This is a genomic window from Methylobacterium symbioticum (genome assembly GCF_902141845.1).
Taxonomy (GTDB): domain Bacteria; phylum Pseudomonadota; class Alphaproteobacteria; order Rhizobiales; family Beijerinckiaceae; genus Methylobacterium; species Methylobacterium symbioticum.
In genome coordinates, this window is sequence record NZ_CABFPH010000079.1 from 1 (window position 1) to 24559 (window position 24559).

The following is a 24559-nucleotide window of genomic DNA, read 5'->3' on the forward strand; positions in this document are numbered from 1 at the left end:
CTCCGCCTCCCTCCTCACTACACCCTTTTTTTTTTTTTTTAATGATACGGCGCCCCCCGAGATCTACCCTCTTCCCCTCCCCGACGCTCTTCCGACCGCGCGAGGCGCGCGCGGGCGCGGGCGGCCACCGCGGCGCCGGCGCGCTCCATCAGCGTCAGGCCGGGCGTCCCGGCCGCGATCGCCGCCGCATCCACCCGCCGCATCGCCTCGACCGTCAGCAGCCGTGCACCCGTCATCGATATCCCCGCCGATCCCGACAGCCTGCCTGCCCGCCACCCAGCACTTGCCGCGAAAACAGGCCACAACGGACCGCCTGCCGAAAGCTTGTGCGGGAGGCGCCCATTCGATAGGCCGTTTTCCCCGCACCATCCGGAAATCGGCGTGGCGAAGGCGATGGCGCGGTGTTAGAAATCCGTCACGGCACGGTGCAAGTCAGGCCCTTTCCGGATGAAGAAGATCGAAGCGATCATCAAGCCCTTCAAGCTCGACGAGGTGAAGGAGGCGCTGCAGGAAGTCGGCCTGCAGGGCATCACCGTCATCGAGGCGAAGGGATTCGGCCGCCAGAAGGGGCACACGGAGCTCTACCGGGGCGCCGAATACGTGGTCGACTTCCTGCCCAAGGTGAAGCTCGAGATCGTGCTGTCCGACAACCTCGTCGAGGGCGCCGTCGAGGCGATCCGCAAGTCGGCCCAGACCGGCCGCATCGGCGACGGCAAGATCTTCGTCTCCACCATCGAGGAGGCGATCCGCATCCGCACCGGCGAGACCGGCGCGGACGCCATCTGACGCACCTCCGGGCGCCGGCGCGCGTCGAATCCGCTGCGATCATCCTCCGGTCCGAACCGTTCGTGTGATCCGGCTCCACGGGTCCGCACATTCGTCACGCTGCCGCGGCAGCTGGTCCCGAGAACCGCGCCCGCTCAAAGACCTCGAAGTCAGGGACGCAACTGTTTTGCCTGTGCTCGTCGGGCGCAGGCGCGTGTCGCGAAGGCACGAGCAATCGACACGACGCTTGGCGCGGATGGCGACGCGGCGAAGCCGGCGACCCCGGCCTGGGGGTGCGCCTTCACCCAGGGGTCGCACCCGGGCTCTCGATGCCGCATAAGCGGCGTAGGCCTGTCGCTCATGCCGTTGATCGCGTCCCGGCCCGGCCGCCGAGCCCGCCTCCCCGGACAGCTCAAAACCCCACCGCGACGCCGAACCTGCGAAGCAGCCGAAGCCCTCTGTCTGCGGGCGACCGTGACGCCCCTTCGAAGGCCCTATCGCCATCGCGCGATCGGGACAGGTCCTCGCTCTCTCACGCCGCGCGCCACGACAAGGTTGCGCTCATCCTGATCAGGGACGGTCTCGCCATCCCCATCGGCCACGCAGGCGGGCATCCCGCCGAAGGGCCTATGATGGGTGCCCGGACATATCCGAAGGGACTGATGGCGAGACTCCCATCCGGGCCGGTTGATTGAGGTGAGCCGCTTCGCGAAACGCGAAGCGGCTCAAAGCTCAGGCGCGGGCCAGTTTGGAGACCACGGCAAGCAGCTGCTCGGGCTTGAAGGGCTTGGTGATCCAGCCTGTCGCACCAGCCGCCTTTGCCTTCTGCTTGATGCCCTCATCCGACTCCGTACTGAGAAAGATGATCGGTACGCCCATGCAAGCGGGCAGACCACGGACCTTCACGATCATCTCCAGTCCGTTCATCACCGGCATGTTGAGATCGGTGATGATCAGATCGACGGCGTTGGCGCCCGCCTTCGCGAGACCCTCGGCTCCGTCGCCAGCCTCGATCACCGAATGGCCGGCCGGGCCGAGAACGACCTTGATCATCTGTCGAATACTGGGCGAGTCGTCCACTGTGAGGATGGTAGCCATGCTTGCGGGTCCGTTCGGCTGCGCTTCGGCCGAGATCCATGACGGCCTGACCGAAGCCCGTGGCAGAGAGGGTTCAGAGCGGATCGGAGCGCGATCCCGTCAGGCGCAGCACGCCTGATGAGCCGCGAGCGGGATGGTCCCGCCCGCCCTCCGGAAGGCTGTCTCGACCGGCGCGACGAGACTGGCGAGGCCGAGGTGCTTGCCGCGCCGGCCCGCCGTCCGACCGGCGGCGAGGACGAGTTGAACGAAGGCAATGTCGACCCGCTCGACCTGCGCGCAATCAAGGGCAATGACATCCGCGCCCGCAAGGGCGGCGGACAGATCCGCGTGCAGCGGCTTGATCGCTCTGAGGGTGCAGTCGGCGGGGAGCCGGAGGACAGTTGGACCGGACATGACGGGCCCTGATCATTGGGACGCCCCGGAAGGAGCTTTGCAGACCTGCAATTGGATGGACCACGCTGAAGCGTCCGTAAATGCGCGGCCGATTGCCGGATATCTGCCCTTCATGAGCCTATATGGCTGTGGATTGCCCGCAGCCGCCGCACTTTGAATATGACCAGAAGGCGTATTTTTGCGCGATACAATCGACGATTGCTTTTCGAGACGGATGAAATCTTTACGGTCGGCGTAATAATCGTTCCGTCAGGTCGACACCTCCAGTGTCGGTTCCGGGCCTGTTGAGCCTTCACCCTCCGCAGGCGCCTCCCGGCAGGTCGACCGTACTGGATCATACGGTCCCGGACGCGCGGGGATGCGCGTCTGCGGATCGCGCATCACGGGTGCAGGAAAGCCGGACGATGTCTCTGGAAATGGCCTATGACAGCCCGGTTCAGGCGCTCGACTCGGCCGACCCGGCCGACCGGGACTGGGGATCCGGTGGGGCGCGCACCGCGGCCGACCGGCTTCAGGATTGGCTCGGCCTGTCCGGACAGCAACGTGCGCTGCTCGACGCCCTTATCGGCGAACTCGGCCTCATCTCCGCAGAGTCCGAGGCCAGCGTCCATGGCCTGTCCGCGCGCTTCCAGAACATCGCCGCCACGACGCGCGACCAGTCCGAGATCATCGGCGGCCTCGTCTCCTCGATCCAGGCGGTCGAGATCGATGGCGAGACACGCCAGTTGTCCGATGTCGCGTCGGGGCTCGGGGAGACGCTGCGCGCGCTGATCGACAAGATCACGGCGATGTCGGCGAACGGAGGCACGATGCTACACACCCTCGACGGGGTGATGACGGATCTTGCGGGCGTCGAAGGCAGCGTCGCGGCGATCGAGACGATCAACCGGCAGACGAACCTGCTGGCGCTCAATGCCAAGATCGAGGCCGCCCGCGCCGGCGATGCGGGGCGCGCCTTCGCCGTCGTCGCCGACGAGGTGCGGGCACTCGCCGCATCGATCAACGGGCTCTCCGAGGTGATCCGCAAGCAGATCGGTTCGATCGCGACGGGCCTGCGCAGCAGTCACGGTCTGGTGCGCGAGATCGCCGCCATCGACATGTCGGACGAGAGCCGCAACGCGGAGGCCCGGGTCCGGATGGTGATGCAGGCGCTGCTGGAGCAGAATTCCCGTTTCGCCGGAGTGCTGCGGCAGACGGCGGAGACCACCCAGGCGATCACCGACGACGTGTCGGCGGCGATCGTGGCGATGCAGTTCCAGGATCTCGCCAAGCAGCGCCTGCAGAACCTCGAGATCGTGCTGGGCGCCGCCAGCGCGGAACTGCGCGCCCTGGAGACGAGGACGGGTGGCGGAGCCGGTCCGGCCGCGGGAAGCGGGCACGACACGGCCTGGATCGAGGCCATGATCGACCGTTGCACGCTCGGCGAGGTGCGCGAGCGCCTGGGCGCGGCTCTGCTGGGCCGGCTCCTCGCGAAGCCTGCGGATGCGGCCCCGGATCCGCTCGCCGGCATCGACCTGTTCTGAGACCTCGCCGAGCGGCTTTCCCGCGCAGGAATGAGCAGAGGTGGGGGCCAAAGCGCACCCCCACACTGAGCTTCCGCCCCGCAACCCATCCGGACCGGCGCCGCGCCCAAGCGAGCCGGGATGGACCGCCTCAGAATCCTGTGATCCTTGCATCAAATGATTACCGTATAACACTGTCCTTCTCTATTTATACCACCAGAATTTGAGTCTTAGTTCATTGTACAATTTGGTCCGTTCATCGAAAATTAGCCCGCCGTGCTGAGACTTGATTCCGGTCGAGCGTTGCATTGCGCCATGGTCGGTCGGACGAATACCACACATCCGCGTCCGAATTCGTCATGAACAATCGCGCCCGGCCTGCGTCGGGACACGCGTCCTGCACCCACGGATCCGGTACTTGGAATGACTGCTCTCGACCCCACGGAAGTGTTCCGCTCCGAGGCCGCCGACCTCCTGGCCTGCCTCGAGACCACGCTGCTGGACCTCGGCGACAAGCCCGACGACAGAGGGCTGATCGATACGGCCTTCCGCGCGCTCCACACGATCAAAGGGTCGGGAGCGATGTTCGGCTTCGACCGGGTCGCCGCCTTCACCCATGATTTCGAGACCGCGTTCGACCGGGTGCGCCGCGGCGAGGTCCCGGCGAGCGTCGATCTCGTGAACGTGTCGCTCGCGGCCAAGGACTTCATCCGCACGCTGATCGAAGATCCCGACGCCACCGCACCCGTGATCGGAGAGGCGATCCTGGCGGAGTTGGAGCGTCTGATCACCGGGCCGGGTCGCCCCGCGGCAGCCGCCTCAGCGGAGACCACCGCAATCGAGGCTGCCCCCGCCGAGGCCGCCGGCTGGCAGATCGGTCTCGCCTTCGATCCCGACATCCTGCGCAACGGCACCAACCCGCTCGCTCTGCTCGACGACCTGCGCGATCTCGGCCCCTGCACCGTGACGCCGCGTCTCGACGACCTGCCGGATCTCGACGCGCTCGACCCGGAAACGCTGGCGATCGGCTGGGACGTCACGCTCGCCGCGCCGGCAAGCCGGGAGGCCATCGAGGATGTCTTCCTGTTCGTTCGCGACGAGATGACCTTCCGCCTGGCCCCCCTCGACGCGACCGCCGCCCCGCCGCCCGCCGCAGCGACGGTCGCGACGCCCGTCGAGGCTCCAGCGGTTCCCCCCGTCCCGACCACCCCGGTCCCGCTGCCCGCACCCGATGCGCAGCGGGCGCCGCCGCGACGGTCGGACGAGCGGGCAGCCACCACGGTCCGTGTCGAGGCCCAGCGCCTCGACGAGCTGATGGACCGAGTCGGTGAGCTCGTGATCGCACAGGCCCGCCTCAGCCAGCTCGCCGGCCTGCAGGAGGATCCCGCCATCACGGCGATCTCGGAGGAGATCGAGCGCCTGTCCGCGCGGCTGCGCGATACCACGATCGGCATCCGCATGGTGCCGATCGGAACCCTGTTCGGCCGCTTCCGGCGCCTCGTGCATGACCTCTCGCGCGACCTCGGAAAGCCCGTCGTCTTCGTCACCGAGGGCGAGGAGACCGAGCTCGACAAGACCATGATCGAGCGCCTCGCCGACCCGCTCGTCCACCTGATCCGCAACGCGATCGATCACGGCATCGAGGAGCCGTCCCGCCGCGCCGCCGCGGCCAAGGCCGCGACCGGGCGCATCGCACTCACCGCCGAGCATGTCGGCGCGCAGGTCCTGGTGAGCGTGCGCGATGACGGAGCCGGTCTCGACGCCGCCCGCATCCGGGCCAAGGCGGAGGAGAAGGGCCTCGTCCAGCCGGGCACCGTGCTCACCGACCAGCAGATCTACCAGTTCCTGTTCGCGCCGGGCTTCTCGACCGCCCAGGAGATCTCCGCCTTGTCGGGACGGGGCGTCGGCATGGATGTGGTGAAGAAGACCATCGAGTCCCTCCGCGGCACGATCGACATTACGACCGAGCCGGGGGCCGGAACCACGGTCGCGCTGCGCCTGCCGCTGACCCTGGCGATCATCGAGGGCCTGCTGATCCGGGTCGGCGAGACGCGTTACGTCGTGCCGCTCTCCGCGGTGGAGGAATGCGTCGAGCTGCCCGAGAGCGAGCGCAGCGAGCGCGGCCGGGATTTCCTCAGCATCCGCGGCGAACTCGTGCCGTTCCTGCGGTTGCGCCAGCTCTTCGGCGCCGCCGGCGCACCCGATCCGCACCAGAAGGTGATCGTCGTCTCGGTCGGCGAGGCGCGGGTCGGGCTCGTGGTCGACCAGATCATCGGCAACCACCAGACGGTGATCAAGTCGCTGTCGAAGCTGCAGGCCGACGTCGCGACCTTCTCCGGCGCGACGATCCTGGGCGACGGCACCGCCGCCCTCATCATCGATGTCGGCCAGCTCGTGACGGGCGGCCGCGCGGACCCGGTCCGCGAGTTCCAGGAGGTCGCCTGATGTCCGACGCCGCCGAGACCGTCCGGGCGGACGGCACCCTCCAGGTCGTGATGCTGCGCATCGGCTCCGAGACCTTCGCCCTCGATGCCGGCATGGTGCGCGAGATCATCGATCCGATCCCGGCGACCCACGTGGCGGGCGCACGGGCGCATCTCGACCGCATCGTCAACGTGCGCGGCAACGTGGTGCCCCTGGCCGATATCCGCGAGCGTTTCGGCATGAAGCCGGCCGTGACGACGCCGGATACCCGCTTCGTGGTGATCGAGGTCGTGATCGACGGCGATCCCGTCGTGGTCGCCCTGGTCGCCGACAGAGTGTTCGAGGTGACCGAGATCCATCTCGACCAGAAGCAGCCGGTTCCGAAGATCGGCGCCTCGTGGCGGCCGGAATACATCCGCTTCATCGTCAAGCGCGACGATGACTTTGTCATCGTGCCAGATGTCGAACAGATCCTGATTTAGAGCTGGATCCGATCGCGCTGCAATCAGGAACGGCTCTCAATCTTTGGTTTGGCGCACTCTCTGTCGCCGAACCGGCATCCACTCAGGCAGAAGGCGCCCGAGTCAGAGGGGAAATCTCCAATCATGCGTGTCTCAATCAAGGCTAAGCTTGCAGGGGGCTTCGGTGCGGTCCTCCTGCTGGCCGCCACGGCGGGCGGGGTCGGCTACCAGAAGCTGCTGGCGGCCGACGAGGCGATGCGGTTCGTCACGGGGCGTGCCGAAGCCCAGAGCCTGACACTGGACGGCAAGGCCCAGGCCATCCGCAGCGTGTCCAACCTGCGCGCCGCGGTCATCGCCTCGGACGAGGCTGCGATCGCCGATTTCATCAAGCGTGCCGCGACGAACACCGCCGGCGCCCTGGATCTTCTGGCCAAGGCCAAGCCGCTCATCACCGTGGACGAGGACAAGCAGCTCCTCGCGGATCTCACCGACAAGTACGACAAGCAGCGGGCCATCGGTGCGCAGATCCTCGAATTCGCGCGCCAGAACTCCAATGCCAGAGGCTGGGCCGAGATCAACAAGGTGGCGCGCCCCGCGACGCTGGCGCTGCGCGCGGAGCTTGAGGAGCTGCTCGACGTCAAGACGAGCGGACACGGCGAAGCGCTGCTTCGGAGCACGGCGCTGTTCCAGCTCCGCTTCGAGCGGGCCTGGGCCCAGCTCCTGTCCGCCACCGGCACGATGAACGTCGCCATCGTCGAGGAGCGGTCCGCCACGGCAAGGAAGCTGCGCGAAGAGCTTGCCGGCTCCCTGAACGACCTCCTGCGGCAGCTCGCCGAGAACGGCATCCAGGCAGATACCCTGCGGCAGAAGCACGAGGCTTGGACGACCGCCTTCCAGAAGGTGGTCGCGATCGTCGAGACCGCCGCCACGGCCCGGGCCGCCACGATGACCGCGGGCGAGTATTCCGGTGCGACCACCGCCATGATCCGGGCCTTCGAAGCGCTGGCCGAGTCCCAGGGCCGGCGCATGAGCGAAGCCCAAGCCCGGGCAGAAGCCGAGACGGCCCAGGGACAGAGGATCCTGATCGCGGTCGTCGCCGGAGCGCTGCTGCTCGGCGCCGCCATCGCCACCTGGCTCGCCCTGTCGATCGCGCGCGGCCTCTCCCGCACCGTGGCGCTCGCCGATGCCGTCGCCCAGGGCGACCTGAGCCAGACGGTCACGGTGACCTCGCAGGACGAGATCGGTGATCTCGTGGCGGCCATGAACCGCATGACCCAGAACCTCAACGCGACGGCCGGTCTCGCCAATGCGATCGCCTCCGGCGACCTCACGGTCCAGGCCAAGCCGCTCTCCGACAAGGACACGATGGGCCTCGCCCTGGAGACGATGCTGACCAAGCTCCGCGGCGTGGTGGCCGAGGCGAGCGCGGCGGCCGGGAACGTTTCGTCGGGCTCGCAGGAGCTGTCGAGCTCGGCCGAGCAGCTGTCGCAGGGCTCGACCGAGCAGGCCGCCTCCACCGAGGAAGCCTCCGCCTCCATGGAGGAGATGGCCGCCAACGTGAAGCAGAACGCCGAGAATGCCGGCCAGACCGAGGCCATCGCCCGCCAGTCCGCCCTCGACGCCGAGGCCAGCGGCGCCGCCGTCGGCCGGGCCGTCGAGGCCATGCAGACCATCGCCCAGAAGATCACCATCGTGCAGGAGATCGCCCGCCAGACCGACCTGCTCGCCCTCAACGCCGCCGTCGAGGCGGCCCGGGCCGGCGAGCACGGCCGCGGCTTTGCCGTCGTCGCCTCCGAGGTGCGCAAGCTGGCCGAGCGCTCGCAGGCCGCCGCCGCCGAGATCGGCACGCTCTCGACCGACACGGTCAAGGCGGCCCAGGCCGCCGGCGACATGCTCGGGCGGCTCGTTCCCGACATCAAGAAGACGGCCGCGCTGGTGGAAGAGATCTCGGCGGCCTGCCGCGAGCAGGACATCGGCTCGGGCCAGATCAACCAGGCGATCCAGCAGCTCGACAAGGTGACCCAGCAGAACGCCAGCGCCTCCGAGCAGGTCTCGGCGACGTCCGAGGAGCTGGCGACCCAGGCCGAGCGGCTCCAGGCGACGATCGCCTATTTCCGGATCGACGCGGCGGACGCGGCTTCGGCGGGTGTGGATCAGGCGGTGACGCGGCTGCGGGCGACGGCGGCGCGGATGGCGGCCCCGGCCCCGGTGCGTTCGCCGGCCGTGCGGGCGAAGCCGGCCCGTGCGGCGGCGGGCGGAGGCTTTGCCCTCGATCTCGGCGAGGGCGACGCCCGCGACGCCGAGTTCACCCGCGTCGCCTGACGCGAGACCGGCCCCGCGCGGGGCCGGTCATACAATCCGGTCGATCCTTTCGGGATGGCGAATTTGGGATTTTCTCAAACGCCGGGCCGGCTTGTTGATACGGAGCCTGTTCTGGCAAAGCCGAAAACTTCAGCACCATCCAATCACATCAAGAAGAAACTCATCATTCACTCCGAAAACACCAAAATAAAGCCGCTCAATTGCAGCAACAAGACTGCAAGATAGCGTGACGCCAAAGTCCAATGACGTCCGACTGGCAGATACTCATCTCGTTTGGGGGCAACATGCGCTTCACGATCAAAGCCAAACTAGGAATCGCCTTTGGGCTGATCCTGCTCCTGCTAGGCGGAGCCGGCTATTTCGCGATCGCGAGCCTCAGCGCGTCCAACGATCGGATGCAGGCCTTCGCCGCCCGCCCCTTCGCCCAGGTCCAGCGCGTCCTGCGGTTCGAAGCGATGGCCTTCGACGCCGCGCGGATGTTCGCGCGCACGATGCTCGAGCCTACGCGGAGCGCCCGCGAGAAGCTCTTCGGCGACTTCAAGGCCAACGATGCCAAGTTCCAGGCGACCCTGAAGGAATATACCGACCTCATGCCGCCGGAGGAGCGCACCCGAATTCAATCCCTGCGCGACAACTGGGCCAAGCTTGTCGATAGCGAGACAAAGGGCCTGGAGCTGGCCATCCAGAACGGCAACAACAGTGCGATCGGCATCGCGACTGGTGAGCAGCTGATGGCTTTCACGGCAGCCATCGCGCGGCTCGACGATCTTCAGGCTCGCTCCGACCTGTCGACCCAAGATCGCCGCTTGGTCGAGGCCATCGCTCTCAAGATGTATCGCCTGCGTGGTGATCTCTACCGTGGGATCGTGATCAACGACGACACCCTGCTGACCAAGCTGAACGCCGACTTCGGCGAGGTCAGGAAGGCGCTCGAACGCGATCTCGTCAACGTCGCCGAGGCCGGACGGGCCGGCGGCTTTGCGGAGGGAGCCAATTCCCTCGCCGCCGCCATGAGAACCTGGTGGTCGCTGGCCGAGAAGGTTTTTGCCATCAGTGCCGCCAAAGCCGATGCCAAAGCGCTCAGCTATTACATCGGACCTTTCACCGATGCCCGCCGGGCGGTCCTTGAGGATGTGGCACAGCTGCGTTCCTACGAGGAAAGCGTGGCGCAGGGCTTCGTCCGTGACACGCAGGTGGCCTACGAGTCGACGCGCACCGTCATGATCGCGGTGGTGGTCGGCGCGGTGATCCTCGGCACCCTGATGGCGCTCTGGATGGCCCTTTCGATTTCCCGCGGCCTGTCGAAGGCCGTCTCCGTTGCGCAGAGCGTGGCTGCGGGCGATCTGACCCAGGAGATTGTGGTGAAGGGACGCGACGAGGTAGCGGACCTGCTTCGCGCGATCCAAACCATGACCGTCAAGCTGCGTGATGTCGTCGGCCAAGTGCTGCAGGCCGCCGGGAACGTCTCGTCGGGCTCGCAGGAGCTGTCGAGCTCGGCCGAGCAGCTGTCGCAGGGCTCGACCGAGCAGGCCGCCTCCACCGAGGAAGCCTCCGCCTCCATGGAGGAGATGGCAGCCAACGTGAAGCAGAACGCCGAGAATGCCGGCCAGACCGAGGCCATCGCCCGCCAGTCCGCCCTCGACGCCGAGGCCAGCGGCGCCGCCGTCGGCCGGGCCGTCGAGGCCATGCAGACCATCGCCCAGAAGATCACCATCGTGCAGGAGATCGCCCGCCAGACCGACCTGCTCGCCCTCAACGCCGCCGTCGAGGCGGCCCGGGCCGGCGAGCACGGCCGCGGCTTTGCCGTCGTCGCCTCCGAGGTGCGCAAGCTGGCCGAGCGCTCGCAAGCCGCCGCCGCCGAGATCGGCACGCTCTCGACCGACACGGTCAAGGCCGCGCAGGCCGCCGGCGACATGCTCGGGCGGCTCGTTCCCGACATCAAGAAGACGGCCGCGCTGGTGGAAGAGATCTCGGCGGCCTGCCGCGAGCAGGACATCGGCTCGGGCCAGATCAACCAGGCGATCCAGCAGCTCGACAAGGTGACCCAGCAGAACGCCAGCGCCTCCGAGCAGGTCTCGGCGACGTCCGAGGAGCTGGCGACCCAGGCCGAGCGGCTCCAGGCCACGATCGCCTATTTCCGGATCGACGCGGCGGACGCGGCTTCGGCGGGTGTGGATCAGGCGGTGACGCGGCTGCGGGCGACGGCGGCGCGGATGGCGGCCCCGGCCCCGGTGCGTTCGCCGGCCGTGCGGGCGAAGCCGGCCCGTGCGGCGGCGGGTGGGGGCTTTGCCCTCGATCTCGGCGAGGGCGATGCCCGCGACGCCGAGTTCACCCGCGTCGCCTGACGCGATACCGGCCGGCCCGCGCAGGTCCGCTTCGGCCGCGCGGGCCGGCCTCCTCTTCCCCGACCGGGCCTGCCTCAGGGCCGCAAACAGATGGGAAAACCGGAATGTCGAGTGTGTGGCAGTATCTGACCCTCGGCCTTGATCAGGAGACCTTCGGGATCGACATCGAGAACGTCCACGAGATCCTCGACTACAGGAAGCCCGCTGCGCTGCCGCAGGCGCCGAGCTTCCTCGCCGGGATGATCGACGTGCGCGGCCAGAGCTATCCGGTCGTCGACCTGCGCACGAAGCTCGGGCTGCCGCCCGCCGAACCGACCGCCGCGACCCGCATCATCCTCCTGAACATCCCGATGCCCAACCGGCCGATGCGGGTCGGCTTCGTGGCGGACCGGGTCTTCGAGGTCACGGAACTCGATCGGGCCGAGATGGAGGACGCCCCCGATGTCGGGGGGCGCTGGCGCTCGCACTACATCGGGGGCATCGGGCGCAAGGGCGAGGCCTTCGTGGTGGTGTTCGACCTCGTGGCGCTGATGTCGGGCGACGACCCGGCCCTGCTCGCAGCAGCCTGACGCGCACCGGGACGCCCGCCGTGCCACAACTCAGTGACCGCCATTTCCGGTCCGTTGTCGAGCTGATCCAGAGCCGGGTCGGGATCCAGCTTCCGCCAGCCAAGCGCACCATGCTGGAGGGGCGGCTGCGCAAGCGCATGCGCGCCCTCGACTTCGACAGCCTGGACGCGTACGGCCGCCACCTGTTCGAGGAGGGGCATCTCGCGGAGGAATACGTCCACCTCGTCGATTGCGTGACCACGAACAAGACCGACTTCTTCCGTGAGCCGGCGCATTTCGACCTCCTGCGGAACGAGATCGTGCCCCAGCTCGTCGCCGCGCGCGGCCGGCCCCTGCTGAAGATCTGGAGCGCGGCGGCCTCGACCGGCGCGGAGGCCTACACCCTCGCCATGGTGCTCCAGGACATGATCGCGGCGGGTGCCGGCTTCAGCTATGCGATCCTCGGCACCGACATCTCGACGGAGGTGCTGCGCGTCGCCGCGGAGGGGATCTATGCCGACGAGATGCTGGCCGCGGTGCCGGCCCATCTCCGCCGGCGCTATGTCATGCGGGCTCGCGATCCGGCGCGGAAGGAGGGTCGGATCGTGCCGGAGCTGCGCGCCCGCACGCGGTTCCAGCGTCTCAATCTGATGGACGCGCAGTATCCGGTCGATTCCGACGTCGACGTCATCTTCTGCCGCAACGTCCTGATCTATTTCGACAAGCCGACCCAGAAAGCCGTCCTCGAACGCCTCGCCAGCCATCTGCGTCCTGGGGGCTTCCTCGTGGTCGGTCATTCCGAATCCATGGCCGGGACCGGCGTGCAGGGTCTGTCGCAGGTCTCGTCGACCGTCTTCCGCAGGTAGGGAACCGCTCCGTTGAATCAGGCCGCCCCGATCCGCGTCCTCATCGTCGACGATTCCGCCTCCGTCCGGCAGACGCTCGCCGGCATTCTCGCCTCGGCCCCCGACATCGCCGTGCTCGGCACCGCGGCCGATCCCTTCATCGCCGCCCGGCGCATCCAGGAGGAGGTGCCCGATGTCATCATCCTCGACCTCGAGATGCCGCGCATGGATGGGCTGACCTTCCTGCGCAAGATCATGGCGCAGCGGCCGATCCCGGTGATCATCTGCTCGACCCTGACGGAAGCCGGATCGCGGATGCTGTTCGAGGTGCTGGAGGCGGGCGCCGTCGAGGTCCTGCCCAAGCCCCGGATCGACACGCGCCAGTTCCTGACGGAATCGTCGATCCGGTTCTGCGACGCCGTCCGCGCCGCCGCCCGAGCCCGCCTGCGTCCCCGCCGGGCGCCCAGCCGCACGGTCGAGGCCAAGCTCACCGCCGACGCGGTGATGCCACCGCCGCTGCCCGGCCGCGCGGTGGCCGAGACCAGCCGGATCATCTGCCTCGGTGCCTCGACCGGCGGCACCGAGGCCCTTCGCGACGTGCTGGAGGCGCTGCCGGCGCAATGCCCCGGCATCGTCATCGTGCAGCACATGCCGGAGCGCTTCACCGCCGCCTTCGCCAAGCGGCTGGACGGGCTCTGCGCGATCGCCGTGAAGGAGGCCGAAGACGGCGATGCGGTGCGGCCGGGGCAGGCGCTGATCGCGCCCGGCGGACGACACCTGCTGCTCCAGCGCAGCGGCGGCCGCTACACCGTCGCCGTCAAGGACGGGCCGCTCGTCTCGCGCCACCGCCCTTCCGTCGACGTGCTGTTCCGCTCCGCCGCCCAGTGCGCGGGAGGCAACGCCCTCGGCGTCCTGATGACGGGCATGGGCGACGACGGCGCCGCCGGCCTTCTGGAGATGCGCAAGGCCGGCGCGCTGACGCTGGCCCAGAACGAGGAAAGCTGCATCGTCTTCGGCATGCCGAAAGAGGCGATCGACCGCGGCGCCGCGGTTCGGATCGTCCCTCTCGAGCGGATCCACGCGGAGATCCTGCGCTTCGGCGCGGCTCAGGGCCTGCGGGCCGCTCCGAACACGGATCCCGGGTTGGATCGCTGAGGGCGTCTGCCGCCACGAGGCCGGCGACGCAGGCTGAGCGTCCGGATCGCGACGTCGCGGAGGCCGGCGCGCCGCCGGTCTCGGCAGGGCCGCGGGCGAGGCCGATCCGGACCGCCCGGAGCGCTCCGACGGCCCCGGATGACCGGGTGGTGCCGATCGGGCCCAACCCGATCGGAGGCTCTGCCACACCAGGCGAGGTCCGCCCTAGCGCGCCGCCTGGAAGCCGGAGAGGACGGCATTGAGATTCGGGCCGAGATGGTCCGACAGGTAGCCGCCCTCCTGCACGAAGACGGTCGGCAGCCCGAGGCGGGCAAGGGCGGCGCCGATTCGGCGGAAGCCCTCCGTGCTCACGGCGAGGCCCCCGAGCGGATCGTGCTCCGACGCGTCGAGGCCGAGCGCCACCACCAGCGCGCCCGGCACGAAGGCCCGGATCATCCGCGAGGCCGCCCCTTCGAGGACCGCGAGATAACCGTCGTCGCGGGTGCCGAGCGGCAGCGGCAGGTTCAGGTTGGCGCCGAACCCTGCCCCCTCCCCGCGCTCGTGGGCATGGCCCCACAGGAAGGGATAGAAGCTGGCTGGGTCGGCATGGATCGACACCGTCAGCACGTCGGGATCGCCGTAGAAGATGCCCTGCGTGCCGTTGCCGTGATGGACGTCGACGTCGAGGATCGCGACACGGCCATGCCGGGCGCGCAGCTGCGTGGCCGCCACGGCGCTGTTGTTGAAGAAGCAATGGCCGCCGGCCCGGTCGCGATAGGCGTGGTGCCCCGGCGGACGGCAGAGGGCGTAGACCGCGTCCTCGCCGTCGAGGACGAGCTGGGCCGCGGTGGCGGCGACATCGGTCGCCGCGCAGGCCGCCCGATAGGTGCCGGGCCCGATCGGGCAGGAGGTATCGACCGTGTGCCAGCCGAGCCGGCCGATGATGTGGCTCGGATAGGCGGTGGTCACGTCCCGGACCGGATGGATGTTGGCGACGAGTTCCGGCCCCGAATCGGGCATGGCCGACCACAGCTCCCAGGCCTCGGCCAGGAAGGCGAGATAGTCGGGGCTGTGCACCCGGGCGCGCGGCCCGTGGCCGAAGCTCTCGGCCGGCACCACCGCGTGGCCGCCGGCCGCCAGGCCCGCGAGCAGACGCGTGGCGCGTTCCGGCTGCTCGGCAGCCGGCCGAACCGTCCCGCGCAGCAGGTAGAATTTCGGATCGTGATGGCGGGTGTCGTCGGAATGGACGGCCTTCATGAGACATCCGGCTTCGCGGGGGAAAGGCTCTGCACGAGGAGGCCGACCTCGCGCCGGGCGACGCCGAGATGGTGGTCGACCTCCGCCAGGATCGCGTCCGGCCGGCCGGCCTCGATCGCCTCCAGCAGCGGCACATGGGCGCGCGCGAGCTTCATCGGATCGTCGTACAGGCGCCCGATCAGCCCGATGACGATGCGCAGCTCCGAGGCGAGACCGTCGAACAGGCGCAGCAGGCGGCCGTTGCCGGCGGCCTCGCAGATCATGCGGTGGAACTGGTAGTCGGCCTCGACGCTGGTGGCCGGATCGTCCTCGCGGGCGAGCGCGTCCATCAGGTCGAGCTGGCGGCGCAGGGCGGCACGGGTCTCCGGTGTCAGTCGGCGGGAGGCCGCGACCGCGGCGTGGCGCTCGACGCAGATCCGCAGGTCGTAGAGTTCGTCGACATCGGCCGCCGAGAGTTCGCGCACGAAGAAGCCGCGGCGTGGCGAAGAGCGCAGCAGGCCCTGGTTCTCCAGGAGGCGCGCCGCCTCGCGCACCGGCGCGCGGCTGATGCCGAGTTCGCGGGCAACGGCCGCCTCGGACACCTTGGCGCCGGGCGCCAGCCGCCCTTGTACGATCGCTGCGGTGAGGCTGCGCGCGACCTGACGCACGAGATCGCTCTCGACCACCTCCGGCAGGCCCACGGGCTGGGACATCACACGCATCGGGCACCTCCACCCGGACAGTGTGCAACTTTTATGCGTCGATTGTCGACAGTTTTGGCTTGATCCCGGCGCGCTGCCGCGTCACGGTAGGGACATGCCGGAACGAAGCATCGCGTCGTTCTCGATTCACGAGGACTGATCTCGTCCGCCGGAGCGCGCGCTTGACTGAGCATTGCGCCGTGCGTCCGGAATTCTCCTGCGATCTGTGAGGACAGAAGATGGCCGTCAATGCTCCGACAAGCACCGCCGCGACGGAGGAGATCGTGCAGCGCATCCGCGTCGATCTCGCGGCGGCCTACCGCCTGATCCACCGGCTCGGCCTCGACGACAGCATCTACACCCATATCTCGGCCCGCCTGCCCGGCCCGGAGCACCGCTTCCTGATCAACCCTTATGGCCTGCGCTTCGAGGAGGTGAAGGCCGGCAACCTCGTCACGGTGGATCTCGACGGACGCGTCGTGGACGATCCCTGCGGGCTCGGCATCAACCCGGCCGGCTTCACGATCCACAGCGCCATCCACGCCGCCCGCGAGGACGCGCTCTGCGTGCTGCACACCCATACCGTGGCGGGCGTGGCCGTCTCCTGCCAGGAGGAAGGGCTGCTGCCCCTCAATCAATGGTCGATGCAGTTCGCGGGCCGCCTCGCCTACCACCCTTACGAGGGCATCGCCCTCGATCTCGACGAGCGGGCCCGGCTGGTGGCCGATCTCGGCGACAAGTCCGTGATGGTGCTGCAGAACCACGGCATGCTGACCTGCGGCCGCTCCGTCGCGGAGGCGTTCAAGCTGATGCACAATCTGGAGCGCTCCTGCCGCGCCCAGCTCGCCCTGCAATCCGCCGGCGCCCCGATGATCCGCCCGTCCGCCGCCGTGGCCGCCAAGACCGCCGGCCAGTACGCCCGGCTCTACGACAAGATCGAGGCCGCCGGCACCGATGCCGAGTGGGACGCCTTCAAGCGGATGCTGGAGCGCAGCGACCCCGATTACCGCACCTGACGGGGCCTCGGGTCCCCTCCCTTTCCGCCCGCGGCCGGCCGCGGGCCTCGAACCTCAGCCGAACGCCGTCGCGCGCCTGACGGAGACGGCCCCCGCCGCGAGACAGCAGACGAGGACCTTCGATGTTCAAGACGATCCTGACGGGCGTCGCCCTCACCCTCGCCTTCGCCGGCACCGCTCCGGCCCAGACGCCCGGCGGCGTCGCCAACGTGGTGATCCAGCCCGAGCCGCCGGGCCTCATGCTCGGCCTCGTCCAGAACGCGCCGGCGCAGACGGTGGCGGGCAACATCTACGAGGGCCTGCTGCGCTACGACTTCGCCCTCAAGCCGCTGCCCGGTCTCGCCGAGCGCTGGAGCGTGAGCGAGGACGGCCGGACCTACACCTTCAACCTCGCCGCCAACGCCACCTGGCACGACGGCAAGCCGTTCACCGCGGAGGACGTGATCTTCTCGGTGGAGTTCCTGCGCCAGACCCATCCGCGCGCCCGCGGCAATCTCGCGAAGGTGACGGGCGTGACGGCACCCGACGCCCATACCGTGGTCTTCACCCTGTCCGAGCCGTTCGGCCCCTTCCTCGGCATCTTCGAGGTCGGCTCCCTGCCGATGGTGCCGAAGCACATCTATGCCGGCACCGACTACAAGACCAACCCGGCCAACAACACGCCGATCGGCACCGGGCCGTACATGTTCAAGGAGTGGAAGAAGGGCTCCTACATCCGCCTGGTCAAGAATCCGAACTACCACGTCGCCGGAAAGCCCTATCTCGACGAGGTCTACTGGCACGTCATCCCCGATGCGGCCGCCCGCGCGGTCGCCTTCGAGACGGGCAAGGTCGACATCCTGCCGGGCGGCTCGGTCGAGAATTTCGACATCCCGCGCCTGTCACAGGCCAAGGGGGTCTGCTCCACCAAGAAGGGCTGGGAATACTTCGCCCCGATTTCCTGGCTCTGGCTCAACAACCGCAAGGGCCCGACCGCCAACAAGGCCTTCCGTCAGGCGGTCTCCTACGCCCTCGACCGCGACTTCGCGAAGGACGTGATCTGGAACGGCCTCGGCAAGCCGGCGATCGGGCCGATCGCCTCCTCGACGCGCTTCTTCAACCCCAAGCTCGCCAAGTATTCCTACGATCCGGCCAAGGCCAAGGCCCTGCTCAAGGAATCCGGCTACAAGGGTGAGACCGTCCGACTGCTGCCGATGCCCTACGGCGAGACTTGGCAGCGCTGGGCGGAGGCCGTGAAGCAGAACCTGGAGGATGTCGGCATCAAGACCGAGCTCGTCTCCACGGACGTGGCCGGCTGGAACCAGAAGACCTCCGACTGGGACTACGACCTCGCCTTCACCTACGTGTTCCAGTACGGCGACCCGGCGCTCGGCGTCGCGCGCAACTACGTCTCGTCGCAGATCGTCAAGGGCTCGCCGTTCAACAACGTCGAGGGCTACGCGAACCCGGCGGTCGATGCGGGGTTCGCGGAAGGCGCAGCGACGGTCGACGTGGCCAAGCGCCAGGCCGCCTACGACGCCGTCCAGACCACCCTGATCGAGGACGCCCCGCTCGCCTGGCTCCTGGAGCTGGAATTCCCGACCCTGACCCGCTGCAAGGTCCACGATCTCATCACCACCAGCATCGGCGTGAACGACGGGTTCCGCGACGCCTGGATCGAGCGCTGAGGAGGCGGGCATGGCGGGCTTCATCGCGCAACGGCTGGCCAAGGGCGTCCTCGTCCTCGCCGCCATCGTCGTCCTGAACTTCTTCCTGATCCGCCTCGCCCCGGGCGATCCCGCCGTGGTGATGGCGGGCGAGGCCGGGGCGACCGACGAGATCTTCGTGGCACAGCTCCGGACGAAGTTCGCTCTCGACCAGTCGCTGCCGGGCCAGCTCGCCGCCTATCTGGGCAGCATCGCCACCCTCGATCTCGGCTATTCCGTCCGCCAGCAGATGCCGGTGGCGACGCTGATCGGCGAGCGCCTGCCGGCGACGCTCCTGCTCACCGGCTGCGCCTTCCTGATCTCGATCGCGCTCGGCGTCCTGCTCGGCGCGCTCGCCGCCCGCCGGGCCGGCAGCCTCGCCGACACCGCGATCACCGGCCTCGCGCTGCTGTTCTACGCCACGCCGCTGTTCTGGGTGTCCCTGATGGCGATCATCCTGTTCTCCGTGCGGCTCGAATGGCTGCCGAGCTTCGGCTTCGAGACGGTGGGCGCCGGCTATACCGGCCTCGCCCGGGCCGCCGATATCGCACAGCACCTCGTCCTGCCGGCCCTGACCCTCGGCCTGTTCTTCATGGCGGTCTATGTCCGGATGACCCGGGCCTCGATGCTGGAGGTTTCCCGCCTCGACTTCGTGAAGACGGCCCGGGCCAAGGGCCTGACCGAGGGCGTGATCCAGCGCCGCCACATCCTGCGCAACGCCCTCCTGCCGGTGGTCACCCTGGCCGGTCTCCAGGCCGGGACGCTCGTGGGGGGCGCCGTCCTCACCGAGACCGTCTTCGCCTGGCCCGGGATCGGACGGCTCATGTACGACGCCCTGCTCCAGCGCGACTACAACCTGCTGCTCGGCGTCTTCGTCGTCTCCTCCGCCATGGTCCTGATCTTCAACCTCGTCACGGACGTGGTCTACCGCGCGGTCGACCCGCGCATCGAGGTCGCCCGATGAGCCGCGCCATTGCCATGACCGACTCGCCCCCCGCCGCCCCGCCCGCCCCGGCGCGCCGCCGCAGCCCCCTCGCCGCGATCCTGCGCCATCCGGGCGCGGTGCTGGGCCTCGTCATCCTCGCCGGCGCGATCGGCGCGGCCCTGCTTGCGCCCGTGCTCTATCCGGCCTCGCCCTGGCGGATGGTGCAGCGGCCCTTCATCCCGCCCTTCACCCTGGACCGGGTCCCGCTCGGCACCGACGCCCTCGGGCGCGACATCGCCGCCGGCCTGATGCACGGGGCCGGCGTCTCCCTCCTCGTCGGCCTCGTCTCGACGCTCGCCGCCCTGCTGATCGGCGTGCCGCTGGGTGCCCTCGCCGGCTATCTCGGCGGCCGGGTGGACGACGCGCTGATGCGCTTCACCGAGCTGTTCCAGACGGTGCCGAGCTTCGCGCTGGCCATCGTGCTGGTGGCGATCCTGCAGCCCTCGCTCGGCTCGATGATCCTCGCCATCGCCCTGGTGAGCTGGCCTCCGGTGACGCGGCTGGTGCGGGGCGAGGTGCTGTCGCTGCGCTCGCGCGAATACGTGCAGGCGGCGGTCGTCACCGGCCAGACCACCTTCACCATCCTGCGCCGGGAGGTCCTGCCCAACACCCTGTCGCCGATCGTGGTGCTGGCCTCGCTGATGGTGGCGACCGCGATCCTGCTCGAATCCTCCCTCTCCTTCCTCGGCCTCGGCGACCCGAACCGGATGTCCTGGGGCTTCATGGTGGGGGCCGGCCGCACCGTGATCCGGCAGGCCTGGTGGATCACCGCCTTTCCCGGGCTGGCGATCCTCCTCACCGTGCTCGCCCTCAACCTGATCGGCGAAGGCCTCAACGACGCCCTCAACCCGCGCCTGTCCCGGGAGCGCTGACCGTGGATCAAGCCCTCACCCCGCCCGGCGTGGCCGTCGCCGTCCGCGACCTGCGCCTCGCCCTGCCGCACGGCGGCGACCGGCCGAACGCCGTCGACGGCGTGTCCTTCGACCTGCTGGCCGGCGAGATCCTCTGCCTCGTCGGCGAGTCGGGCTCCGGCAAGTCGATGTGCGCCCATGCCCTGATGGGCCTGCTCCCGAAGGCCGTGACGGTCGCGGGCGGCAGCATCCGCCTCGGACAGACCGATCTCCTGGCACAGGACGCGGCCGGCTGGCGCGACACCCGGGGCCGGCGCATCGCCATGGTGTTCCAAGAGCCGATGACCGCGCTCAACCCGCTGATGCGCATCGGCGACCAGATGGCGGAGATGTTCGAGGCGCACGGCCTGCTCACCCCGCGGGAGCGCCGGGCCCGGGCCGTGGCCCTCGCCCGCGAGGTCGGCCTGCCCGATCCCGAGGGCATCGTGCGCGCCTATCCCCACCAGCTCTCGGGCGGCCAGCGCCAGCGCGCGATGATCGCCATGGCGCTGGCGCTGGAGCCCGCGATCCTCGTCGCCGACGAGCCGACCACCGCCCTCGACGTGACCACGCAGGCGCAGATCCTGAAGCTGATCCGCGACCTCCAGCGCCGGCGCAACATGGCGGTCCTGTTCATCACCCACGATTTCGGCGTCGTCACCGACATCGCCGACCGCGTGCTGGTCCTGCGCCAGGGCCGGGTCGTCGAGGAGGGGCCGGCCGCCGCCGTGCTCGGCGCCCCGCGCGAGGCCTACACGCAGGCGCTGCTGGCCGCCGTGCCGGCCATGAACCCGCCGGCCCGGCCCGCTCCCGACGGACCGAAGACCATCGAGGTGGCCGGCCTGAGCAAGACCTACGTCACCGGTGGCGGCTGGTGGCGCGCGCCCCGGACGGTGGCCGCGGCGCGCGACGTCTCCTTCGCGCTCCGCCGCGGCGAGACCCTCGGCCTCGTGGGCGAATCCGGCTCGGGCAAGTCCTCGGTCGCGCGCCTCGTGATGCGGCTGATCGAGCCCGACCTCGGCACCGTGCGCCTCGGCGACACCGATCTCACCCGGCTGAACGGGGAGGGGCTGCGGCAGGCCCGCAGCCGCATCCAGATGGTGTTCCAGGACCCCTTCGCCTCGCTCAATCCCCGTCGCACCGTCGGGCAGATCATCACCGACGGGCCGGTCGCCCACGGCGTCTCGCGCTTCGACGCGATGGAGCGGGCCGTCCGGCTTCTCGCCCTCGTCGGCCTCGACGCGCGTGCCCTCGAACGCTTCCCGCACGAATTTTCGGGCGGACAGCGCCAGCGCATCGGCATCGCCCGGGCGCTCGCCCTCGAGCCCGAGGTGCTGGTGGCCGACGAGGCGGTCTCCGCCCTCGACGTCTCGGTCCAGGCCCAGGTCCTGACATTGCTCGAGGATCTCAAGGCCCGGTTCGGCCTCTCGATGCTGTTCATCACCCACGACCTGCGGGTCGCGGCCCAGATCTGCGACCGGATCGCGGTGATGCGCCGGGGCGAGATCGTCGAGTTGAAGACGGCGGCAGAGCTCTTCGCGAACCCCGAGCACCCCTACACCCGCGATCTGCTCGCCGCGGTGCCCGGCCGCGCCCGCGACGCCGCGTGACCCACCCGATGCCGCCCCTGCGCTGCGTTCTCCTCAGCGCGACCTTCGACCTGCGCGCCCTCTGTCCCGCCGCGCTCGACGCGGTCTCCGACGTGATCGCCTTCGTCGACGATCCGACGGAGTCACCGGAGACGGTGCAGCTCGCCCTGGCCTGGCAGCCCGCGGACGACGCACTGACCCGCTACCCGAACCTCGCCGCCCTCTGCTCGGTCGGCGCGGGCGTCGACAGCCTCGTCACCTGCCCGAGCCTGCGGCCGGACCTTCCGGTGGTGCGCGTGGTCGATCCCGATCAGGCGCGGGCGATGTCGGGCTTCGTGCTCTGGCACGTCATCGGCCACCAGCGCCGCTTCCGCACCTACGCCGCCAACCAGCGTGCCCGGCGCTGGCGCTATCTCGCCCCGCCCGAGCCGGCCGCGGTCCCGGTCGGCCTGCTCGGCTACGGAAAGATCGGGCAGCGGGTGGCAACCGATCTCATGGCGCTGGGCTTTCCCGTATCGGCCTGGAGCCGGACACCGCGGGAGGACGGCCCCGGAGGCGTCACCCATCACCACGGCCCGGACGGCCTCCGTGCCATGCTCGCCGGGACCGAGGTCCTGATCAACCTGCTCCCCCTCACCCGGGAGACGCGCGGCCTCATCGATGCGGCCTTCCTCCGCCAGCTGCCGCGCGGGGCCTATCTGGTCCAGGTCGGGCGTGGCGAGCATCTGGTCGAGGCCGACCTGCTCGGAGCGCTGGACTCCGGGCACCTCTCGGGCGCGGCCCTCGACGTGTTCGCCACCGAGCCCTTGCCGGAGACGCACGCCTTCTGGGAGCACCCGGCGGTCTTCGTCACGCCCCACGAGGCCTGCCACGCGAGCGAGCGGGCCATCGCCCGGACCCTTCGCGCCACAGCCGAGGCCGTCCGCTCCGGCCGCCGGCCGCCCGACACCGTCGACACCGCCCGCGGCTACTGACGAGCGCTCCCCGCCGAAGGAGCCGGCCCCGATCGCGACGCGATCGGGGCCTGACCTCAGTGCGCGAAGACGGCTTCGAGGTCCCTGAAGCCCTTGATCTCGATCGGATTGCCGCTCGGATCGAAGAAGAACATCGTCCGCTGCTCGCCCGGCTCGCCCGCGAAGCGCACGACCGGCGGAATATCGAAGGCGATGCCGGCAGCCTCGATGCGGGCGGCGAGCGCCTCCCAGGCGTCGAGCGGCAGCACGACGCCCAGATGCGGCATCATCACCTTGTGGTCGCCGACCTTGCCGGTCCGGGTGGTCTCGAAGGGCGTGCCGAGATGCAGCGACAGCTGATGGCCGAAGAAATCGAAATCCACCCAGGTGTCCGTGCTGCGCCCCTCGCGGCAGCCGAGGACACCACCGTAGAACCGGCGCGCCTCATCGAGGTCGGTGACGTGGTAGGCGAGATGGAACGGCGTGAGCATCGGTTGACCTCGTAGGGCTTGGGTGGACGCTTAGAGCGCTCTCCGCCGAAGGGGATACCGGTTCGGCGCAAGAGAGCGCGTCAAAACAAAGGCTTGGAGCCGTGCCCCGTCGCAACGCGATCGGGCGCGGCTCTAAGGGGCGGTCTCGTGCGGCTCCGCCGAGACGACACCGCCGATCAGGTTGCAGGCCAGCAGGAACGCGCTGTCGAGGCTGCCCCCGCCCGCCGGGATCATCGCGGCCAATCGCCGTGACACGGCTTGGCGGGCCTCGCGGGCGATCGCCTGCGCCGCCTCGACAGAGACGGCCTCGAAGCGGATGGCCTCGCCCGGCCGGACCTGGGCGAGACGACCGAGATCGGCGGAGATCACCGTAGCGATCTTCGGATAGCCGCCCGTGGTGTGGCGGTCGGCGAGCAGGATCAGCGGACGGCCGTGACCCGGCACCTGGATGCTGCCGTTCACGATCCCGTCCGAGACGATGTTGAACCCGTCCGCGTGGGCGATCGCCGGACCGTCGAGGTGGCACCCCATCCGGTCGGCCCGCGCCGTGAGCGTGTAGGGCTCGGTGAGAAAGGTCCGGAGTCCCGCTTCCGTGAAGCTGTCGGCCTGCGGGCCGAGCACCACTCGGATCGGGCCGCCGAACCGGGGTCTGTGATGCGCGGGCAGCGTCAGCGGTTGGGCTGCGGGCGCCGGATCGAGAAGGGGCAGACGGTCGCCCGCCCTCAGCGCCGTGCCGTCGAGGCCGCCGAGGCGGCTGCGGGTATGGGTCGACAGGCTGCCGAGCATCGGCGCCAGGGCGAAGCCGCCGGAGACCGCGAGATAAGCGCGCATCCCCTCGCGAGGGGCCCCCAGTGTCAGGCGGTCGCCGCGCCGCAGGTCGCAGGCGGTGTAGGCGTCGAGCCTCTGGCCGTTCAGGCCGAGGACGAAGGGCGCCCCCGCGAGGGCGACGCGGCACCGGTCCGCCTCGCAGACGAGGGTCGGCCCCAGCATCGCGATCTCGATGGCCGCCGTGTCGCCGGGATTGCCGACGAGCGCGTTGGCCAGCGCCAGCAGGTCGAGATCCATCGCGCCCGAACCCGCCATGCAGATGCCTCCGTCCGGCAACCCCTCCTATCTCGACGGCCAGTTCCTCGTGGCGATGCCGGGGATGGCGGACGAGCGTTTTGCCCGCTCCGT

The 24559-nt window shown here is 69.5% G+C and carries 21 protein-coding genes and 1 pseudogene; 16 read left to right on the forward strand and 6 right to left on the reverse strand.

The features are described 5' to 3' along the window. Nucleotides 1-447 precede the first annotated feature (447 nt). Nucleotides 448-786 carry a P-II family nitrogen regulator gene (locus tag MET9862_RS21215; protein ID WP_142584851.1) on the forward strand — a complete coding sequence of 113 codons (339 nt, stop codon included), beginning with the start codon at nucleotides 448-450 and terminating at the stop codon, nucleotides 784-786. A gap of 711 nt (nucleotides 787-1497) precedes the next feature. Here the strand turns inward: MET9862_RS21215 and MET9862_RS21220 are convergent. Then, a complete protein-coding gene (locus tag MET9862_RS21220; protein WP_142584852.1) occupies nucleotides 1498-1863 on the reverse strand; it encodes a response regulator in 366 nt (121 codons plus the stop codon). A gap of 99 nt (nucleotides 1864-1962) precedes the next feature. Then, nucleotides 1963-2256: an STAS domain-containing protein gene (locus tag MET9862_RS21225; RefSeq protein ID WP_142584853.1), complete on the reverse strand. Its 294-nt coding sequence runs from the start codon at nucleotides 2254-2256 to the stop codon at nucleotides 1963-1965. Nucleotides 2257-2660: 404 nt separating this feature from the next. Here MET9862_RS21225 and MET9862_RS21230 point away from each other — a divergent pair, with 404 nt between their 5' ends. The 8 genes from MET9862_RS21230 to MET9862_RS21270 all read left to right on the forward strand — a co-directional run bounded on the left by MET9862_RS21230 (nucleotide 2661) and on the right by MET9862_RS21270 (nucleotide 13858). Next, nucleotides 2661-3779, forward strand: a complete 1119-nt coding sequence (locus tag MET9862_RS21230) for a methyl-accepting chemotaxis protein (RefSeq protein ID WP_142584854.1) — start codon at nucleotides 2661-2663, stop codon at nucleotides 3777-3779. Between the two features lie 402 nt (nucleotides 3780-4181). Beyond that, nucleotides 4182-6203, forward strand: a complete 2022-nt coding sequence (locus MET9862_RS21235) for a chemotaxis protein CheA (RefSeq protein ID WP_142584855.1) — start codon at nucleotides 4182-4184, stop codon at nucleotides 6201-6203. Then, a complete protein-coding gene (locus MET9862_RS21240; RefSeq protein ID WP_142584856.1) occupies nucleotides 6203-6664 on the forward strand; it encodes a chemotaxis protein CheW in 462 nt (153 codons plus the stop codon). Before MET9862_RS21235 ends, MET9862_RS21240 begins: the two co-directional genes overlap by 1 nt. A gap of 123 nt (nucleotides 6665-6787) precedes the next feature. After that, the gene (locus MET9862_RS21245; protein ID WP_142584857.1) at nucleotides 6788-8965 is read left to right on the forward strand and encodes a HAMP domain-containing methyl-accepting chemotaxis protein; all 2178 of its coding nucleotides are present in this window, start codon (nucleotides 6788-6790) and stop codon (nucleotides 8963-8965) included. Nucleotides 8966-9249: 284 nt separating this feature from the next. Next, the gene (locus tag MET9862_RS21255; protein ID WP_142584859.1) at nucleotides 9250-11310 is read left to right on the forward strand and encodes a HAMP domain-containing methyl-accepting chemotaxis protein; all 2061 of its coding nucleotides are present in this window, start codon (nucleotides 9250-9252) and stop codon (nucleotides 11308-11310) included. Nucleotides 11311-11414: 104 nt separating this feature from the next. Next, nucleotides 11415-11879, forward strand: coding sequence for a chemotaxis protein CheW (locus MET9862_RS21260; protein ID WP_142584860.1), 465 nt, complete (start codon nucleotides 11415-11417; stop codon nucleotides 11877-11879). Between the two features lie 20 nt (nucleotides 11880-11899). Beyond that, the gene (locus tag MET9862_RS21265; RefSeq protein WP_142584861.1) at nucleotides 11900-12724 is read left to right on the forward strand and encodes a CheR family methyltransferase; all 825 of its coding nucleotides are present in this window, start codon (nucleotides 11900-11902) and stop codon (nucleotides 12722-12724) included. A gap of 12 nt (nucleotides 12725-12736) precedes the next feature. Continuing rightward, nucleotides 12737-13858, forward strand: coding sequence for a protein-glutamate methylesterase/protein-glutamine glutaminase (locus MET9862_RS21270; RefSeq protein ID WP_142584862.1), 1122 nt, complete (start codon nucleotides 12737-12739; stop codon nucleotides 13856-13858). A 204-nt stretch (nucleotides 13859-14062) separates the two neighbouring features. Here MET9862_RS21270 and MET9862_RS21275 read toward each other — a convergent pair whose 3' ends face one another. After that, the gene (locus tag MET9862_RS21275; RefSeq protein ID WP_142584863.1) at nucleotides 14063-15094 is read right to left on the reverse strand and encodes a histone deacetylase family protein; all 1032 of its coding nucleotides are present in this window, start codon (nucleotides 15092-15094) and stop codon (nucleotides 14063-14065) included. Beyond that, nucleotides 15091-15786: a GntR family transcriptional regulator gene (locus tag MET9862_RS21280; RefSeq protein ID WP_244612825.1), complete on the reverse strand. Its 696-nt coding sequence runs from the start codon at nucleotides 15784-15786 to the stop codon at nucleotides 15091-15093. Before MET9862_RS21280 ends, MET9862_RS21275 begins: the two co-directional genes overlap by 4 nt. A gap of 227 nt (nucleotides 15787-16013) precedes the next feature. On the opposite strand from MET9862_RS21280, the gene MET9862_RS21285 reads away from it, so the two are divergent. The 6 genes from MET9862_RS21285 (at nucleotide 16014) to MET9862_RS21310 (ending at nucleotide 22913) form a co-directional block, all read left to right on the forward strand. After that, complete coding sequence (locus MET9862_RS21285) at nucleotides 16014-16790, forward strand: class II aldolase/adducin family protein (RefSeq protein WP_142584865.1); 777 nt, start codon at nucleotides 16014-16016, stop codon at nucleotides 16788-16790. A 122-nt stretch (nucleotides 16791-16912) separates the two neighbouring features. Beyond that, nucleotides 16913-18457, forward strand: coding sequence for an ABC transporter substrate-binding protein (locus MET9862_RS21290; protein ID WP_142584866.1), 1545 nt, complete (start codon nucleotides 16913-16915; stop codon nucleotides 18455-18457). Nucleotides 18458-18467: 10 nt separating this feature from the next. Beyond that, entirely contained in the window at nucleotides 18468-19439 is a 972-nt protein-coding gene (locus MET9862_RS21295) for an ABC transporter permease (protein ID WP_142584867.1), read from the forward strand. A 77-nt stretch (nucleotides 19440-19516) separates the two neighbouring features. Next, nucleotides 19517-20332 (forward strand): ABC transporter permease, encoded by an 816-nt coding sequence (locus MET9862_RS21300; protein ID WP_142584872.1) that lies wholly within the window; start codon nucleotides 19517-19519, stop codon nucleotides 20330-20332. 2 nt (nucleotides 20333-20334) lie between these two features. After that, nucleotides 20335-21960 (forward strand): ABC transporter ATP-binding protein, encoded by a 1626-nt coding sequence (locus MET9862_RS21305; RefSeq protein WP_438616640.1) that lies wholly within the window; start codon nucleotides 20335-20337, stop codon nucleotides 21958-21960. Further along, entirely contained in the window at nucleotides 21957-22913 is a 957-nt protein-coding gene (locus tag MET9862_RS21310; RefSeq protein ID WP_142584869.1) for a 2-hydroxyacid dehydrogenase, read from the forward strand. The genes MET9862_RS21305 and MET9862_RS21310 overlap by 4 nt, the downstream gene beginning before the upstream one ends. Before the next feature lie 56 nt (nucleotides 22914-22969). Here the strand turns inward: MET9862_RS21310 and MET9862_RS21315 are convergent, their stop codons facing one another. Both MET9862_RS21315 and MET9862_RS21320 read right to left on the reverse strand, forming a co-directional pair. Next, a complete protein-coding gene (locus tag MET9862_RS21315) occupies nucleotides 22970-23383 on the reverse strand; it encodes a VOC family protein (protein WP_142584870.1) in 414 nt (137 codons plus the stop codon). 132 nt (nucleotides 23384-23515) lie between these two features. After that, complete coding sequence (locus tag MET9862_RS21320) at nucleotides 23516-24466, reverse strand: 5-oxoprolinase subunit C family protein (RefSeq protein ID WP_142584871.1); 951 nt, start codon at nucleotides 24464-24466, stop codon at nucleotides 23516-23518. Between MET9862_RS21320 and MET9862_RS30785 the strand changes: the two are divergent. After that, nucleotides 24465-24559: pseudogene (locus tag MET9862_RS30785) on the forward strand (YqgE/AlgH family protein); the annotation flags it as partial. The gene MET9862_RS21320 and the pseudogene MET9862_RS30785 overlap by 2 nt on opposite strands.